Annotated in this window: 13 protein-coding genes; 8 read left to right on the forward strand and 5 right to left on the reverse strand. The window is 56.2% G+C overall.

What is annotated here, in order from left to right; translation table 11 throughout:
* The 7 genes from SMC5_RS07970 to SMC5_RS11490 all read left to right on the forward strand — a co-directional run.
* Positions 1–1,052: DUF362 domain-containing protein (locus tag SMC5_RS07970; protein ID WP_119120284.1), on the forward strand; the 1,052-nt coding region annotated here is incomplete at its 5' end.
* 155 nt (positions 1,053–1,207) lie between these two features.
* Positions 1,208–2,584 carry an MFS transporter gene (locus SMC5_RS07975; RefSeq protein WP_119120285.1) on the forward strand — a complete coding sequence of 459 codons (1,377 nt, stop codon included), beginning with the start codon at positions 1,208–1,210 and terminating at the stop codon, positions 2,582–2,584.
* A gap of 198 nt (positions 2,585–2,782) precedes the next feature.
* On the forward strand, positions 2,783–3,112 hold the full coding sequence (locus SMC5_RS11120) for a hypothetical protein (RefSeq protein WP_207799157.1): 330 nt from the start codon (positions 2,783–2,785) through the stop codon (positions 3,110–3,112).
* Positions 3,113–3,643: 531 nt separating this feature from the next.
* Positions 3,644–4,084: a hypothetical protein gene (locus SMC5_RS10475; protein ID WP_126854974.1), complete on the forward strand. Its 441-nt coding sequence runs from the start codon at positions 3,644–3,646 to the stop codon at positions 4,082–4,084.
* Complete coding sequence (locus SMC5_RS07985) at positions 4,077–6,113, forward strand: Z1 domain-containing protein (RefSeq protein ID WP_165846336.1); 2,037 nt, start codon at positions 4,077–4,079, stop codon at positions 6,111–6,113. The genes SMC5_RS10475 and SMC5_RS07985 overlap by 8 nt, the downstream gene beginning before the upstream one ends.
* Positions 6,114–6,116: 3 nt before the next feature.
* The gene (locus SMC5_RS11745; protein ID WP_119120287.1) at positions 6,117–6,596 is read left to right on the forward strand and encodes a very short patch repair endonuclease; all 480 of its coding nucleotides are present in this window, start codon (positions 6,117–6,119) and stop codon (positions 6,594–6,596) included.
* Between the two features lie 41 nt (positions 6,597–6,637).
* A complete protein-coding gene (locus SMC5_RS11490) occupies positions 6,638–7,663 on the forward strand; it encodes a DNA cytosine methyltransferase (protein WP_119120294.1) in 1,026 nt (341 codons plus the stop codon).
* Between the two features lie 219 nt (positions 7,664–7,882).
* Here the strand turns inward: SMC5_RS11490 and SMC5_RS08000 are convergent, their stop codons facing one another.
* The 5 genes from SMC5_RS08000 to SMC5_RS08020 are packed head-to-tail and all read right to left on the reverse strand — an operon-like array spanning position 7,883 to position 14,300.
* The gene (locus SMC5_RS08000) at positions 7,883–8,674 is read right to left on the reverse strand and encodes a DUF3800 domain-containing protein (protein ID WP_119120288.1); all 792 of its coding nucleotides are present in this window, start codon (positions 8,672–8,674) and stop codon (positions 7,883–7,885) included.
* A gap of 17 nt (positions 8,675–8,691) precedes the next feature.
* The gene (locus tag SMC5_RS08005) at positions 8,692–10,203 is read right to left on the reverse strand and encodes a class I SAM-dependent DNA methyltransferase (protein WP_119120289.1); all 1,512 of its coding nucleotides are present in this window, start codon (positions 10,201–10,203) and stop codon (positions 8,692–8,694) included.
* Complete coding sequence (locus SMC5_RS08010; RefSeq protein WP_119120290.1) at positions 10,200–10,736, reverse strand: hypothetical protein; 537 nt, start codon at positions 10,734–10,736, stop codon at positions 10,200–10,202. The genes SMC5_RS08005 and SMC5_RS08010 overlap by 4 nt, the downstream gene beginning before the upstream one ends.
* Before the next feature lies 1 nt (position 10,737).
* The gene (locus SMC5_RS08015) at positions 10,738–11,940 is read right to left on the reverse strand and encodes a restriction endonuclease subunit S (RefSeq protein WP_119120291.1); all 1,203 of its coding nucleotides are present in this window, start codon (positions 11,938–11,940) and stop codon (positions 10,738–10,740) included.
* Positions 11,937–14,300, reverse strand: coding sequence for a DEAD/DEAH box helicase family protein (locus tag SMC5_RS08020; RefSeq protein WP_119120292.1), 2,364 nt, complete (start codon positions 14,298–14,300; stop codon positions 11,937–11,939). Before SMC5_RS08020 ends, SMC5_RS08015 begins: the two co-directional genes overlap by 4 nt.
* Positions 14,301–14,899: 599 nt before the next feature.
* Between SMC5_RS08020 and SMC5_RS08025 the strand changes: the two genes are divergently transcribed.
* A complete protein-coding gene (locus tag SMC5_RS08025) occupies positions 14,900–15,346 on the forward strand; it encodes a hypothetical protein (RefSeq protein ID WP_119120293.1) in 447 nt (148 codons plus the stop codon).
* The last annotated feature ends 712 nt before the right edge of the window (positions 15,347–16,058 follow it).

The raw sequence follows: 16,058 nt of genomic DNA on the forward strand, positions 1-16,058 counted from the left end.
TGGACAAGACGGAAGCTCTCATGCGGGCAGCCGGCATCGAGACCATCGATTTCAAGGACAAGTTCGTTGCCCTCAAGTTGCATTTGGGAGAGCCTGGCAATCTGGCCTACATTCGCCCCAACTATGTAGCACGGGTCGTCAGGCTGATTCGTGAACTGGGCGGCAAACCCTTTCTGACCGACTGCAATACGCTGTATTCGGGAGGCCGCTCCAACGCGGTCGATCACTTGCAGTCTGCCCAGGAGAACGGCTTCAACCGTATCGCCGTCGGGGCAGATGTTATCATCGCCGACGGCCTCAAGGGCACGGACTACCGCGAGGTTCCCATCCACCTGAAGCGCTGCGAGACAGCCAAGATCGGTACTGCAATTGCCGACGCTGACATCATCGTCTCGCTCACGCACTTCAAGGGGCATGATCAGGCCGGCTTCGGCGGCGCGCTCAAGAATATTGGCATGGGCAGTGGTTCGCGGGGCGGCAAGATGCAAATGCATTCTGAATCCAAGCCGCGTATCGACGTCGTCAAGTGTACCGCCTGCGGCACCTGCGTCCGTTCCTGCCCGCAGGTCGCGATCGGATGGAACGCCGACCACAAGGCCGCCATCGACTACGCGAAGTGTGTTGGCTGCGGGCAGTGCGTCGCGGTCTGCATGTATGGCGCCGCGCTCCCCGTGTTTCAGGGCACCAACGACGCGCTCAACGAGAAGATCGGGGAATACGCCTATGCCGTTCTGCATGGCAAGCCGGCGTTCCACGTCAGCTTTATCATGAACGTTAGTCCGAACTGCGATTGCTGGGACCTCAACGATGCAGCCATCGTGCCCGACATCGGCATCGCCGCCAGCTTCGACCCGGTGGCTCTCGACCAGGCATGCGTGGACCTCGTCAACAAAGCTGTCGCCAATCAGGGCAGCATCCTTGCCGACGTCCACTTCGAACACGGCGACAAGTTCACACACCTCTACCCCAAAACACACTGGGAATCCCAGGTTGTACATGCCGAGGAGATCGGACTGGGTATGCGGCAGTACGAGCTGGTAGCCCTCAAGTAGATACCGTTTTTTCCGGAACATTCTTTCCAGGCGCCGCACCCAATCTGGTGCGGCGCCTTTCTCTTCCGGGCCGGCCGTGCCTGTTGCAAAAGTCAAGGACTTTCCTATCCTTCGTACATGAGCATCCAGTTATAGAAACCCATAAGGAGGGCTCTATGGCTAGATTTCGACCGAAGGGCATGCAGGCGTTTACGCTTATCTGGGCTGGTCAGGTGGTCTCGCTCGTTGGGTCCGCGATGACTACCTTTGGTATAGGCGTGTGGGCGTGGCAGGTCACAGGTCGGGCGACCGCCCTGAGCATCGTCGCGTTCTTCAGTTTCATGCCCATTATTATCATGAGTCCCATCGCCGGAGCGCTGGTCGACCGGTGGAATCGCAAGGTGACGATGGGGGTCTCGGACGTGGCATCAGGACTGGGTACAGTCATCATGCTTGTCCTGTATGCTACTGGGCACCTGCAGGTCTGGCACCTCTGTGTCGTGGGGGCCTTGTCGGGCACATTCCAGGCATTCCAGTGGCCCGCGTATCAGGCCGCGATCAGCACCATGATGTCCAGAGAAAAGTATGGCCGGGCTGCGGGCATGATGTCGCTGGCACAGAGTGGCTCCGGCATCCTTGCGCCCATTATTGCGGGTGCGGTCGTCGTCATGTGGGGCCTCGTGCCGATCTTCCTGTTCGACATCGCTTCATTCTGCATTGCCGTCGCATTACTGGTGGCAGTCGATGTTCCCTCTCCCTCGCGGTCACAGGCAGGTGAAGAGGCACGTGGCAGCCTCTGGAAGGAAACAGTCTTTGGCTGGCGCTACATTGTGGCGCGTCGGCCCCTGTTCCTGCTACAGCTCAGCTTCTTCGCCTCGAACCTCATCGCATCGGTGTGCATGACGCTGTGGACCCCCATGATCCTGGCGCGTACAAGTGATAGTCCGACCACACTGGGCATCATCAACACGGTGTCCGCTGTTGGCGGTGTCGTCGGAGGCGCTCTCATGACGGCCTGGGGTGGACCGCGCCGCAAGGTGTACGGCGTTTTGTGGGGCATGGTGTCCGTGTCCGCTCTGGGCATCATGCTCATGGGGTTTGGCCGGACGTTGCCCATCTGGCTCGTCTCCGGATTTCTCGGATCGCTCATCATCCCGTTTCTCAACGGTTGCAACGATGCCATCTGGCAAACGAAGGTGCCGCACGACGTGCAGGGCAAGGTCTTTGGTACGCGCATGATGATTGCACAGATATCGGTGCCCATAGCGATGTTGGCCGCTGGGCCACTGGCGGATCTCGTATTCGAGCCACGGATGATGCCGGGAGGGATATTGGCAGGAGTGTTTGGCCCACTGGTCGGTGTCGGTCGTGGTGCCGGCATGGCTCTTATATTTGTGCTGTTTGGTGGCGTGGCACTCGTGGTGAGCGTCGCGAGCTTCATGGTACGTGATATCCGCGACGTGGAAGTTCTGATTCCAGACTATGTTCCACCCGACGAAGAAGTGCCCGGAGCAGCGATTTCTGTGCCTTTCGAAACAAACGTCGACAATTGAACCGTACGCGCAGAAACGTGATAAAGTTCGTAACGTGGCTCCAGAAGAGGTGTTGTTGGTCATGAGACGTTTCGATGCGGTCGCGCGCGGGGGCTTGACATCTTTCATGAAACTTGTTTTGTCGTAGAGTATTGACATCAAGTGTTGGTACCAACGTCAACAAGAATATCAACATGAATCTAAACAAAGGAGATGGCAATGGCTGGAACAACAAAGAAGTCTGCAGTAACCGCGAAGAAGGTCGTCGCTGCACCGAAGGCAGTGAAGAAGGTCGAGATCAAGGCACCCATGAAGGCAGGTTGCAAGTGCGTGACCCCCAAGGCTGCTGTGAAGCCCGTGGTCAAGAAGACGGTTGTCAAGGCCGCCGTGAAACCCGCTGCCAAGAAGGCGGTCGTCAAAGCTCCAGCGAAGAAGGTTGTTGCTGCCAAAGCTCCGGCAAAGAAACTTGCTGCTGCTAAACCCGCTGTCAAGGCCGCGAAGCCGGCAGTCAAGAAGCCGGTCGTCAAGAAACCCGTAGCCAAAAAGTAGTATACTGATACCAGAACTGTCCTCGCTGTGCCGGCACGTGTGCTGACACAGCGAGGTTGTTTCTCTGAGACGGTCGCCGCGCTCGTGGACGGTGTCCGCACAGGAAATGGCAGGCAGCCCGAACCTGGGCTTGGAGCTCACGATTCGACACCGCACCAGGAGTCTCTGGTGCGGTTTGTCATTCCAAATCACACAAGCGATCCTGCTGCATTTACTCTGCCGAGGAAAATAAGCATACACAATTCTTAGCATGACGAAGTGGTCTGTGGTTCCAGGGCAGGATTCGGGTCAGTTCTTGGGCAGTCTGCGTCTACTTGAGAAAAGCCCACGACAACGTAGTATGGTGTTAGCCTCTACGTCGAGCGGACGCATCAGTTGGAAACAAGAGTGCTAGCTGATATACTTGGCTATGGCTTGTTCACTCACGGCTTTTGCATCAGATATGCTTGTGGTATTGGTGTGTCGGTAGCATGATCGGGCTTTTTCGGCAGGAAGAAAACGGCCGATTGGGTCAGCTCGGAGGAGGGAAGGATGGACACTGTCGACTTCTATCGAGGAGCTGCCGTGCTGCTGTTGTTGAGGGCTCCCGGGTGCAAGGGTCTACAAGCGACTCAGGAGGGTTTTCTCGTCAATGGGGCCGTGTATTTCGAGTTGAAGCACTGTACCAGCGGCAAGTCTCGCTGGACCTTCAATGTCAGTACCAGAGATCTCGAGCGCATGGTTCACTACTCGCAAGAGACGCACCGTGTCTTCCTTGGACTTGTGTGCGGTGGCGATGGTGTATGCACGCTTCCCCTAGGTGATATTCTCAGCGTAGCTGGACCACAAGGTGGCTGGGTCGCCACGGCAAGGCCGTATGGGAGAAGCTATGCCGTTGTGGGGCGTGCGGGTCACCTGGCACGAAAGGTTCCACGAAGCGATTGGCCTAGACTGCTGCTGGAGGAGAAGAATGGAGGGTGCGTCGATGAGTGAGACAACAAGAGGTCGGTGTCACACGGATTCTGTTCTGAGCATGCTGAAACAGGAGAACGCGAAAATCAATGAAGACGTGGTCTTGGCCAAGGCTCAAGAGGTCATCGATCATTGCGTGAACCAGCCCGCTGGAGAGACACCGGGGCAGACTCCGACCAGCGACGTGCTCATCTATGGGCCAATCCAAAGCGGAAAGACAAGCGTGATCACTGCGGCCGTCGGGGTCGCACTCGACACGGGATTCCGATGCATTATCGTGTTGACATCAGATATCAATATCCTGTACAAGCAGACTTACGATAGGCTCTCGAATGCGTTGAAGACAGTAGCTGTTAAGGGAAAGGGTGAGTGGTCGGACATCGAGAGTCTCAAAGAATGCCTTGCTAATTCCTCAGTGGTACTGGTGTGTTCGAAGAATGTCTCGAAACTGAAGAGTTTGCTTGACGCGCTCAGACGTGCCGATGCTCGGAACCTACCTTCCTTAATCATCGACGACGAGGCAGACCAGGCCAGCCTGAATACGAATGCTCGCAATGTAGACGAGGAGGTCAGTGCAGTAAATGCCGCTATCAACGACCTCAGAATCTTCTTTGAGAGTGCTAGCTTTGTGCAGGCGACGGCGACACCACAGGCCCTGTTTCTTCAGCAAGCAGGCGGCGCCTATCGACCACGGTCTACTGTCCTGACCGAACCTGGATCAGACTACATCGGAGGCAGCTTCTTTTTTGACTCAGATAGGGACTCTCTCTTTGGGTCAGGCAGTCCGCTCAGGGAAGTTGACCAGAAAGAGGTTCTGGATCTTGCAGCAAAGAAAGGTCCAAAAGCCGGTGGCTCAGTGCCAAACGGTCTTCGAAAGGCGTTGAATAGCTTCTTTGTGGCGGCGTCGGTGAAGCTCATCAGTCGACCGATGGAGTGCTATGCTTTCCTTTGCCATGTCAGTGCGAAGACTGTTGACCATCGCTACCTGGCCAAGATAATCACGCAATACTACAGCGAGATGGCAGAAGCGGTAAAGAGCGAGAGCAGGACCCCTGTGCAGCAGGGCATTCTGTCGGGACTTCGCTCAGCATACGACGACTTGCAGGATTCTGACCAAACGTTTCCGAGCATGGAGCAGGTGCTGGCGCAGATCGCTCTAACCATCCGATCTACAGCGGTCAGGATTATCAACGCAGGCTCTGAGGATGAATCGAAAGTCGACCGTCCGTATTGCATTTTTGTTGGTGGCAACAAGTTGAGCCGCGGCGTGACGATAGCAAACCTGCTTGTCAGCTACTACGGTCGCAATCCAAAACAGCCAAACGCTGATACCGTACTGCAGCATGCACGAATGTATGGTTACAGGGGAGAGGATGCTAGCCTGACGCGGCTCTACTTGCCTAGCGAACTCGCCAAGCACTTCGCGAATATTTCTCAGATGGAGAGTAGCCTTAGAATACTTCTCAAGAAATATCCAGACTCTCACGTGGAAGGAATACCCTTGGAGAAGTGGATTCGGCCGACGCGGCCGAATGTCGTCCCCAAAGACATCACTACATATATCGGGGGCGGAACCTACAACCCGATTCTGCCGCTGTTTTTCGCCACACCGACAGACAATATGCGTCAGATAGATGATCTCGTCTCAAAATACTCTTCGGCTATACCATACGACCATTGCTCCACGTCCGAGGTCATTCGCGTGGTTGAGCTCAGTGAGCAGGATCCAAGAGTTGATGCTGTGCTCTGGAATCCAAAGGTGCTCGTTGCGGTGCTTGAAGAATTATCCTTGCGCTATGGGCCTGACGCCTACATCCGAGTCCGAATTGGACGCAGAGTCACGGAAAGACGCCGTGAGACTCAGGGAATACTGACTGGCGGCGAAGCGGGAGACGTTCCGGACGACCGGGTGGCGCTATTCATTTACAAGATGGAGGATGCTGGGAAGACTGCTTGGTGGCCGCAGCTTCGGCTTCCCAACCATGATATCGTTCTGTACTTCAACCCTGAGACAATTCAAGAAGCCCCGTCGGAAGAGCAGCAGGAGTAGCCAGTGGATGATATCACGAGAGAGCAGCGGCGCAGATGCATGTCTGCCGTCAGATCGCTGAACACGAAGCCCGAGATAATTCTTCGACGCACGCTGTGGCACAATGGCATTCGTGGGTATCGCCTTCGCTCTCGCCTTGTCGGACATCCGGATTTGTACTTTCCTGGCATGAAACTGGCGGTTTTTGTGGATGGGTGTTTCTGGCACGGGTGTCGTGAATGCAAGAGAATTCCAAGCACGAGGAGCGAATTCTGGTCACGCAAGATTAGCGCGAACAGGAAGCGTGACCGAATAGTAGACTCCAAGTTGGCACAGAGCGGGATCACCGTAGTGCGCATGTGGGAACATGAGGTGTTGGACGATCCGGAACTGTGCCTGAAGAAGATTGCTGCAATTCTTGAGGATAGGCGTCGTGTGAACCGAGGACCCCTCCACGTTTCGAGCGACGTTGCACCTCTGAGTTTGAATCGGGAGATGTCCTAGTGGTTGGACTTTTGAAAACACACACGGACTCGCTAACTGCAATGGACCTTTTCTGCGGCTGCGGTGGAATGACCGTCGGTCTGGATCAAGCTGGGTTTACGGTTCTGTCAGCGATTGACAATGATCCGCTAGCGGTTGAGACGTATCGGATGAATCACGATGAAGTGCGCGTCATTGAGGGCGACATCAGAAAGGCAGACCCGCTGGCTGTTGCTCGCGAAGTAGGCTTGGAGCCAAGAACCTTGGACTTGTTGGCTGGCTGTCCCCCTTGTCAAGGTTTTTCCTCGCTAAGAACATGCAATGGTGCACATACTGTCGATGATCCCCGGAATGATCTGCTTTTCGAGTTTCTGCGGTTTGTTGAGGCACTTATGCCCCGGGCGATCATGTTTGAGAATGTACCGGGGCTGGTGAACGATCCGAAGTTCTCACAGTTCTGCAGGAGATTGGCCGAGATTGGATATCTGTACTCTGCCCCCCAAGTGTTGAATGCAGCGGACTATGGTGTGCCACAGCGTCGCCGTCGCTTGTTCATGGCAGCTGGACTGGGGTTTCCCGTTGGGCTATGTCCTCCTGTGCACCAACATTGCAGCGTGAGGGAGGCAATTGGCGACTTGCCCAGCCCAGGGACGGGCGACGATCCGCTTCAGAATGTGCCCGAGCGTCACTCAGACGAAGTTATGAGAAGAATACGGGCAATTCCAAAGGATGGAGGCAGCCGCCTGGATCTGGGAAGAGATCAGCAACTTAAGTGCCATCGGAAATGCAACGGTTTCAAGGACATCTACGGGCGCTTAAGTTGGGATGCGGTTGCTCCAACAATAACATCCGGGTGCACGAATCCCTCCAAAGGGCGTTTTCTCCATCCCGAGCAGGATAGAGCTTTGACACTGAGAGAGGCGGCTTTGCTGCAGTCTTTCCCCAGCGACTACAAGTTCTCGATGCGTGGCGGGAAGACTGGGGCGAGCAGAATGATTGGGAATGCAGTACCTCCCGAACTCGCACGGTGCCAAGCACTCCAACTACGAGCAGCTCTCGAGAGACAAGCATCGAAGTCGCAGCAATAGAGTTACTCTTACCTCCTGCAGGTTGGCGTGTTTGCATTTGCCACTTTGCGGCCACATGATCAAGAGAGAAGTGCTGTGAACGTACTCCGAAGGTAGGTCACACTTGTGCGAGTGCCCACAACGGTCTTGACTTCTGCGGACCGGTTTGACATAATACAATCAATCCAGTTTGCCTGGAGGTGGAAGGCTTGACCTTCGGCGGCCCGCAAGGGCCGCTTGCTATTTTGGGAGCCACTTCAGACCATATCCCGTTATCGTTCCATCCCACCTACGATTGTACTTCGAGTCGTGCAACACACCGACGGTCTTGCTCAGATAGTCAGGGATTGTGGCCTGCGTACGCGTCCACAAGCCATATCTGAAACTTGGCTGGGCCACTAGGTCAGCAATCTGAAGACCTGGTACATTCATGATCTTCGGTTGCAGTTTCAGCTGACCACTTGTGAGATGTTGATGGTAGAGATCGGTGCTGGCATAGCTTGTGCCAGAGTCATACCATGTGGAATAGGCTTTTTTGAGTGCGAGGTCCTCATTTGCTCCGCGGGATTCCGCTTGTACATCGCCTGTCCCATCATGGTTCTTTAGCCACAAGACGTACTTCTCCGTCAGCACTTCCATGCAGTACCCGTAGGGTTCATTGGCCCAGCTGCCATACTGCTCCTTGTGAGCCTGCTTGTCGATGATGGCTGTGATCACTGTATAGTCCCAGTCTGTCAGAAGCACGTGCAGATCCCGATTGAATGAGTCCCTGACCTCTTGGTCTTTCAGACCACAGAATGCGCCCTTGCAGCTATGAATCTCAGCGCGATGGAGGATCACGGGATTGTCAGGATCATACTCGAAGTAGCGTTGCTTGAAAGTGCTCAGGTCTGAGGCGACCGTGGTGCTTGCGTAGTTGCGATCGAGTATGACCCCCGTAAGTGACAGGTAACGATTGGACTCTGTTGAACACTTCATGCTGGCTGTCCCAGTTTCATCTATGTACATGCGGTACTTGGGAACGCGATTCATAGACCTCTGATGACAAGCTACTGACTGAGCGACTGTCTCAACTGTTTGATCGCCTCGTCGACTTCCTTGCCTTTCTGTTCAATGAGGTCGAGGAGCTCAGCGGGGGTGCGCGTGTCGACATCGACCTTGGCGTGTGGGTTCACGGCCTTGATGTCATAGCCCTTCGCCTCGATCTCCGCGCGCGTCACGGTCCAACTATGATCGCTGTCGGCACGGTCGGGCAACAGGCGAAGGTACTCCTCGAAGCTGGCTAGCGTGAGTGGTGACTTCTTGCCGACCTTGACGCCGGACAGGTCGTAGTACCATGTCTTCTCGGTCGGCTTGCCCTTGGTGAAGAACAGCAGGTTGGTTTTGACACCCGCTCCTGCCGCGACGAAGGCCCCAGCGGGCAGGCTGACGACGCACCACAGATCGCAGTCATCGAGCAGGCTGCGCTTGGTCTGGACAAAGGCTTGCTCTTTGGTGCGAAACATGATGCCTTCGTCCACGACCATGCCACAGCGGCCGCCTGGCTTCAGGTTGTGGATGATGTGCTGCAGAAACAACACCTGCGTTGCGCTGGTCCGGTAGGCGAAGTTCGTTTGAGCATCCTTGTTCTCCTTGCCCCCGAACGGCGGGTTGGTGAGGATCACGTCAAACAGTGGCGGTGCTCCCTGCCACAGTTCGTCGTAGGTGGCATTGCCGGTCAAGGAATTGCCGTGCCATAGGTTGGGCTGGTCTATGCCATGCAGGATGAGATTGGCGAGGGCGATGGGGAAGATCATGTCCTCCTTCTCGCGGCCAAAGAATGACTGCTGCTTGAGGAAGTCGATGCGCTCGGGCGTAGCACGAGGAGCACGGTCATGCATGTACTCGTACGCCTGGGCCAGGAATCCACCGGTGCCGCAACAAGGGTCGTACACCACTTCGCCCATGCGTGGCTGAACCGTCTGCACCATTGCTCGGATGACCTCGCGCGGGGTGAAGAACTGGCCACCGTCATTACCCTTCTCGCCCATCTTCAGCAGCAGGCCTTCATAGACTTGGCTGAGCGGGAACACGTGCGTCGTGTCGATACTGGCGGCGCTGATCTCGTGCACACGGTCGATGACATCAAGGAAGTTGTGCTCAGTGTCGATGCGTGTTTGCTGGATGCCGTCCATGATTTGCGCGATGACCTTCTGCCGCGGAGTAGCATTGGGGATGTCCTTAAGGCCTTTCAGATACGGGAACAGTTGCTGACTGAGGAAGGCAAACAGGTCGCCGAGGTGCCCGTTCTGCAACTTCTGGCGCACAGCGCCATTGGGGTCTGCCCAGTCGCTCCACCGATACGGAGATTCGAGGGATGGAACGTAGTCCTGCTTCACCGCTTTGGCCTGTTCGGCTTCCTCGGTCTCCTGCTCGTCGAGGATACGCAGGAAGAGCATCCAGGTCAGCTCAGGGACATACTGCATAGCACCCGCGCACTTGGAGCGGCGCATGACGTCGCAGATGTTCTTGATGGCCTGGTTCACGGACTGCTGTGTGCCGAAGCGTTTCGTTGTTTTCATACCTTCCCTTTCCTCCGCTGCGCGTAGACGAGCATCTGCAGGGTACGGACCGTGTCGTCCATGACGTAGTGCTTGCCCTTGCCTGCTAGGGCGACAATCTCGTCCAACAAGTCCGGGAATTCCCAAACTTCGATGTCGTTTTGCTTTGCTGTTTCTTTGGCGTCCGGCTCGCAATCCCAGGTAACGATAATCTTGTGGTAGTTCCCCGGGTCAAAGCCGTAGGTGTGAAGAGTTTGCACGACCCCATCAGTCCCGAACTTCTGTTTCACGAAGAAGCCGATGGTGCGGCGCTGACTCGGTGCTTTCACGCGCACTTTCATCTGTTCCCAGTCAAAGGCGCCGTTGGTCAGTTTGGAGAAGCCAGTGCCTGGCACGTGCACGCTGCTTTCGATGTGATACCGTTCCAAGTCCTTGGGGTTGATGGCCAGAAGGTCGATTTCATGCTGGTCTGGACACTTGATATTGCTGATCGTTGCCCAGCCCTTCACGTACCGAACGTACGATTCGACTATCCTCTCGGTGGTCTCGGTCATGTCAGATCTCCCCGGAAAATGCGGCATCAAGAAACGAAGTGCGCAGCGACGTGAGTGTGCCTAGCTGATAGGTGATGCTTTGCTGCAACATTGCTACGTTGTGAGTGGCTTGCTCGATGCTTTCGGCGATTTGTCTCTGCTCCGGAATGGACGGCACTGGAATGTCGAGGTCCTCAAGGATCGAGCGCCTCAGGCCCTGAATCGTGGCACCGCGGGACTGAGCAATCAGATGGTCGGATTCCTTTCTCAAGAACCACATGACATAGGTTGGCAGCAGATTGCGCTGGCACGTGAAGGCCGTGATGTCCTGGCTGACTGCCACCGTCTCGCCAGCGATTCCAACTCTTCCCACACGAGTTCGTGTGACGACCAACACTGTACCTGCTGGGCAGACAGCTGTCTTGCCAGAAACAAGACCTTCCTGCGTGAGGAACGCTCGGGCGTTTCTTGCACCGACGGTCGCCGATGTGATGTCGGCTCCGGTTACGAAGGGATATCCGGTATCACTCCAATAGCGCTGTTGGTCTTTCGCAGGCGTTCCACCGGCATCAAATGTACCAGCTCTCACAAGTCGCACCGAGGGCCAGCGTTTGCACTCAGGGCCTGAGAAGGCCTGCTGAAGAACAGCCGTGGCGACAGCGGATGCAGCGGCTTGCTGCTCGGCGAGAGCCTTCTCGGCGTGGTCGAGGGCAGCCATCTGCTCGTCGAGTTTCGCCACGATGCGTTGCTGCTCTGCGAGAGGAGGAAGCGGAATAGCGTAGCCTTCAAGTTTCGACTTAGATACCTCAGCGAAGGTTGCCCCGCTGCCCAGTTCACGCAGGCTGGGCACAGCTCGCTTGAGGAAGTGGAACAAGTAACGAGCGTCCAAGGACGCTCCAGGCACAAAGCTCTTGCAGCCCTGGTTCGTGCATACTGGCACGTCGTTGATCGCCAGATAGCCTATCGGGGCGCGACTTGAGAGAATGACGGAATTGACCGGCAACATCTCGATACTTGCATTCTGGAATCCAAGACGCGTGAGATGACGTCGCGAATCCTGGACATGCGTTGTTTTCAGCTGACCAAGATCGGCAGGAGTCACCCAAACGATGTCGCTACCCCAGTATAATGCATTTCCGCTATCGGGCGTTGATCCGCCAACTATGCGTGCAACTGACCCAAGGCGCACCGTGGACAACGTCAAGTGCGAAGAACGGGAACTCATACGGCAAACAGCCTCTCTTTCGTCTCATGCAGGACATCCGATGGCTCGCCCAGCAGCTTCAGTGCAGCTATGCCGCCGGCCTTGATGACGTCAGTGGTCTTGAAGATGGACGGGTTTTCGAGCCCCTCGGTACCCGCCCCGACGAACTGACGGGCAAGAGCGATGATGGCAATACGGGTTGACTGAGGCATGCCGTCCAACCATCCCTTGTGCTTGTAGGTAAAGGACTGTGCCCGGTCTTGCCGTGTCTTGGGTTCCATGCCATAGCCAAGCTCGGCCAGGACATCAAACAGGTCATACGGCTGCATCTCCTGCAACTGCCGAATCAGCAGGGCTGAGCGACCACCGTCGGGCAGGTTCTCCAGCAGCTCGCGCCGTGACTCAGGGTCGATCCACTGCGTCCTGAACTCGTCGAGGGTCGGCGCCTCAGCTGTCAGCTTGGCAGTCAGCAACTCTTTGTACTCCTCTACCGTCACGGGTCTGGCCTCGCCATCGACATTGGCCAAGATGTAGGTTCCCGCCTGGCTCACATGGACTTCGAAACCTTCAACGGAGAGCGTGGGCTCCAACGGCTGCTCCAGCCCTTCGGGCCCCTTCGTGGACGTCGTCTTGGCAGTGACGAAGTCCTGACCGAAAAGGCGTGTGGCATTGGTGTAGTCGTAGACGCGGAACATGAGCTTGCCAGTCGGCGCATCCAGGCGCGTTCCACGGCCTACCATCTGGTAGAAGGCAATAGGTGACTTCACGTACTTGAAGAACACGATGTTGCGCACGCAGGGCACATCGACACCTGTCGTGAGCAGCTCTACTGTTGTGGCAATGAAGTGATGGCGCGAGGCTCCCTTAAGGTCCGGTAGGCTATCGTTGCCAAACGACGAGGCCGTGCACTTGAAGGCGTACGTGTCGGTTTGCCGCTGAGCGTTCAGGTTGCACCACGTAGCGTAGAGGTTGTTCATAGTATCGGCCACGGCGCCGGCGTGCACATCGCTCGCACAGAACACGATCGACTTTTGCTCAGGGCCGCCGGAGTCCAGCAGATGCTGAAACAAGTCAGTGCACATCGCATTCACCCGGTCCGGCAGCAGCAGCTTCTCTTCGAAGCTGCGAGCTTCGTAGTGCTCGTGGATCTCGTCCGGGGTGACATCGGTGCCCGTGGTGGCATCTTTGATACTCCTGCTGACCAGATCACCTTTGTCCAGACCCGTCAGTTGCTCGTTTCCTGACTTGCCCTCGAACAGGATGTCCGACTTGATGATCTCGCAGGCAGCCAAGTAGCCATCATCCATGGCCTGCTGGACCGAGTATTCGTAGACGGGTTCACCGAAGTACTTGAGGTTATCAGCCGTGATTTGAGCATCTGCCTGGCTCTCTGGCGTAGACTCACTGATCTTGAGCTGACGCGGTGTTGCTGTCAGACCAACTTGAATGGCGTTGGGGTTGTGCGTAAGCACGATAGACCACTTGCCCCACGCCGAGCGGTGACACTCGTCGATGATGATGTGACTGAAGTAGTCCTCGGGGTAGTTGGCCAGTAGGAAGTTGGCGTCGGCATCCTCGGTGTCCACGTTCAGCGTCTGATATGTCGCGATGAGGACACGGGCGTTCTTCTGGCTGTCCCCCGCTGTGACTGGCTGGGCATCTGAGCCAAAGGCGTTCTGGAACGCACCGACCGCTTGTTTGCGCAGCTCGTCACGATCACACAGGAACAATGCCTTGCGCAGCTGGCCGGCATCCGCGATGCGGCGCAGCAGGTTCACGGCGATGAAGGTCTTGCCTGCGCCCGTTGCCAGTGAGAGGAGTGCACGTTTCTCTCCACGCGCGATACGCTCCATGACGGCGCGAATGGCAGCGTCCTGGTAGTAGCGCCGCGTTGCCTCGCCACCCTTGTAGGGAGTAATGAGCGGCTGAGCAGCTTCGTCAGTCAGAAGGAAGCCCATGCCATGTTCATAGCGCGTACGCAGGTCCGTGGGTGTCGGCAGTTCGGTCATGGGCAGAGGTCCACGCGTCATTCCGGAGAACCGGTCAAACTCAACGAACAGGTGACCGTTGGTCGCAATGACAAATGGAACGTTAAGTCGCTTGCAGGATGCGTAGGCCTTGGCTTGTTCGAAGCCGTGGTTGGGCGGTAAGTGGTCGGCCTTGGCTTCGATGAGGGCAACTGCAAGAGGTTGGGTCGAGGGATTCACTCGGACGCGCAGCGTATAGTCGATACGCCCCTTCTTCTCCTTGACAGGTTTGCCATCGATGATCTGCACGCTGCCCGCGGATTCCTCGCGTTTGATGAGGTCCTCGGTCCATTGGCGCTCGTGCAGTGCCGGGTCAATCAACTTCGCTCGTGTGTCGCTCTCACTCAAACTCATTGCGGTGGATGCCCCCTCTTCAGAGACCACGTTGCTCGTGTCTTCCACAGCAAGTATAGCACCCACTATGCAGATGAGTAATCAAACGAACAGCGCTGTGGTGTGATGCTTCGACCAGCATGGACGTGTCACACGATTTGTAGCATAATTGAGCGACACAATGGGGGCATTGGGCTGCCGTTGGCCTGAACTCAGACCAACAGCTGGAGCAAGATCAACGAAGAGCATGGAGGAGAGCATATGAAGCGAGACAGTCATTCATCGAGTTCTGAGAAGAAGGTTATGGCATATCTCGGCGCGAAAAGCCAGACTTTATCAGTCCGACCCGGAACCAAGGCGGCAGCAGACATGAGGGTGAGCTTCTCGACAGGAACCGTATGGAACGTGCAAGTGAAGGCTTGTCACCGATACACTGCTGCGGCCGCGTACAAAGGGAATGCACTACCGCCATCGGGGAGATGTGCAGCTGCGAGGGTTACGCCACGAGACATCGCGCCACCTCCATCGGGAACACTCGTTATCGCGAAGGTCACGCCACGGGGAATTGAGTATAGGTCGGCCAAGACCGGTCGCAAGCTGACGCCGCCCGGGAGTAAGAAATGACTGGCGAGGCACAATCTCCTGAACTGATCCACGTTCTTATGGATCTGGTCAGTCGACCAGGGACAGTCAAGCTCGATCTTCGGGATGGTGACAGGTATGTTCGGCTGGAGCACAGTGATCTCATGGAGGTGCAGAACTTGGCTGCAGGTAATGCGCCCGGCCAGGTCAGACCAGACGTCACAGTCAATATCAACAACAGCGCGAGTGCTGAATCCGCTGTGTACTGTACGGTCACGCTTGATCAGGTAGTGAACGCAGTGAGGGTCGAACATCCGGAAAGTGTGGGTGAGGCAGAGAAGCAGTTCCGCGTTCTGGAGGCGGAATCAAAGCAGGTTCATCCGTCGTGGGATCGAGTTCTGGGGGTCCTGAAATGGTCCCTAGGTTTCGGAAAGGATGTTGTGCTACCAATATTGGTCCTCATAGGCCAAATGCGAGGGCTCTGACTACAGACACTCCCACTGCTCGGCTAGGCGTACGGCGCCCTTCAGGGAGACATCTCCTCATACAGATTCCCCCTCTTGCGGTGGAACTTGAGATCGGTCAACCGCCCGAAGATGTCTCTTCCCTGATGCAGCGGCCATAAGCATCTGCCACTCCATTGTATATGAAAGTACAATTCGTTGTGCTGAAATTGTACTTTAGCTGACAAAAGTACAATTCTTGTCCGGTTTGTCCCTGCTCTTTGAGTTTATCTTCTGTGAACTACACTTAATAGGAAGGGACATTTGTTGAGATTGTCCGGAGGCATCGATGGATGAACTGCTTTCCTGGGTGCTGGAAGTGCCATCGTGGATACGCTAACGGGAGCGCGTCGCAGGCCCGCAGGCATCGGCCGTCTCGTGCGGGGTGTCACTGTGCTGTTCCGTCGCGTCCAGGGGGTTCAGACTATGCGCTGGAAGCGGCCCCGTCGAGCTTCACGATAACGCTGCTCGCGGTCACTGCCACCATCGCAGTATGCGCCTTGTGACGCAGGACCGGTTTGTACGTGAGGAATGTGCTGGACTTGTGACTATTGACGGGGTTGAATAGGCTCAGTCAGGAGGTCGCCATGAGGGTCATCGGAGCGGGTTGGACCGACATCGGACTGCAGCGTCATACCAATGAGGACAGCTTTGCCGTCGTTCAGGAAGGCAAGGAGGTCGAGCGTCAGGGCGC

The sequence above is a fragment of the Candidatus Cryosericum odellii genome, from assembly GCF_003570935.1.
GTDB classification, from domain to species: domain Bacteria; phylum Caldisericota; class Caldisericia; order Cryosericales; family Cryosericaceae; genus Cryosericum; species Cryosericum odellii.

What these genes read in the sequence shown, in the direction of transcription:
- SMC5_RS07975 (WP_119120285.1), top strand. Translation starts at nt 1,208, where the DNA reads ATGGCTAGATTTCGACCGAAGGGCATGCAGGCGTTTACGCTTATCTGG.
- SMC5_RS11120 (WP_207799157.1), top strand. Translation starts at nt 2,783, where the DNA reads ATGGCTGGAACAACAAAGAAGTCTGCAGTAACCGCGAAGAAGGTCGTC.
- SMC5_RS10475 (WP_126854974.1), top strand. Translation starts at nt 3,644, where the DNA reads ATGGACACTGTCGACTTCTATCGAGGAGCTGCCGTGCTGCTGTTGTTG.
- SMC5_RS07985 (WP_165846336.1), top strand. Translation starts at nt 4,077, where the DNA reads ATGAGTGAGACAACAAGAGGTCGGTGTCACACGGATTCTGTTCTGAGC.
- SMC5_RS11490 (WP_119120294.1), top strand. Translation starts at nt 6,638, where the DNA reads ATGGACCTTTTCTGCGGCTGCGGTGGAATGACCGTCGGTCTGGATCAA.
- SMC5_RS08000 (WP_119120288.1), bottom strand. Translation starts at nt 8,674, where the DNA reads ATGAATCGCGTTCCCAAGTACCGCATGTACATAGATGAAACTGGGACA.
- SMC5_RS08005 (WP_119120289.1), bottom strand. Translation starts at nt 10,203, where the DNA reads ATGAAAACAACGAAACGCTTCGGCACACAGCAGTCCGTGAACCAGGCC.
- SMC5_RS08010 (WP_119120290.1), bottom strand. Translation starts at nt 10,736, where the DNA reads ATGACCGAGACCACCGAGAGGATAGTCGAATCGTACGTTCGGTACGTG.
- SMC5_RS08015 (WP_119120291.1), bottom strand. Translation starts at nt 11,940, where the DNA reads ATGAGTTCCCGTTCTTCGCACTTGACGTTGTCCACGGTGCGCCTTGGG.
- SMC5_RS08020 (WP_119120292.1), bottom strand. Translation starts at nt 14,300, where the DNA reads ATGAGTTTGAGTGAGAGCGACACACGAGCGAAGTTGATTGACCCGGCA.
- SMC5_RS08025 (WP_119120293.1), top strand. Translation starts at nt 14,900, where the DNA reads ATGACTGGCGAGGCACAATCTCCTGAACTGATCCACGTTCTTATGGAT.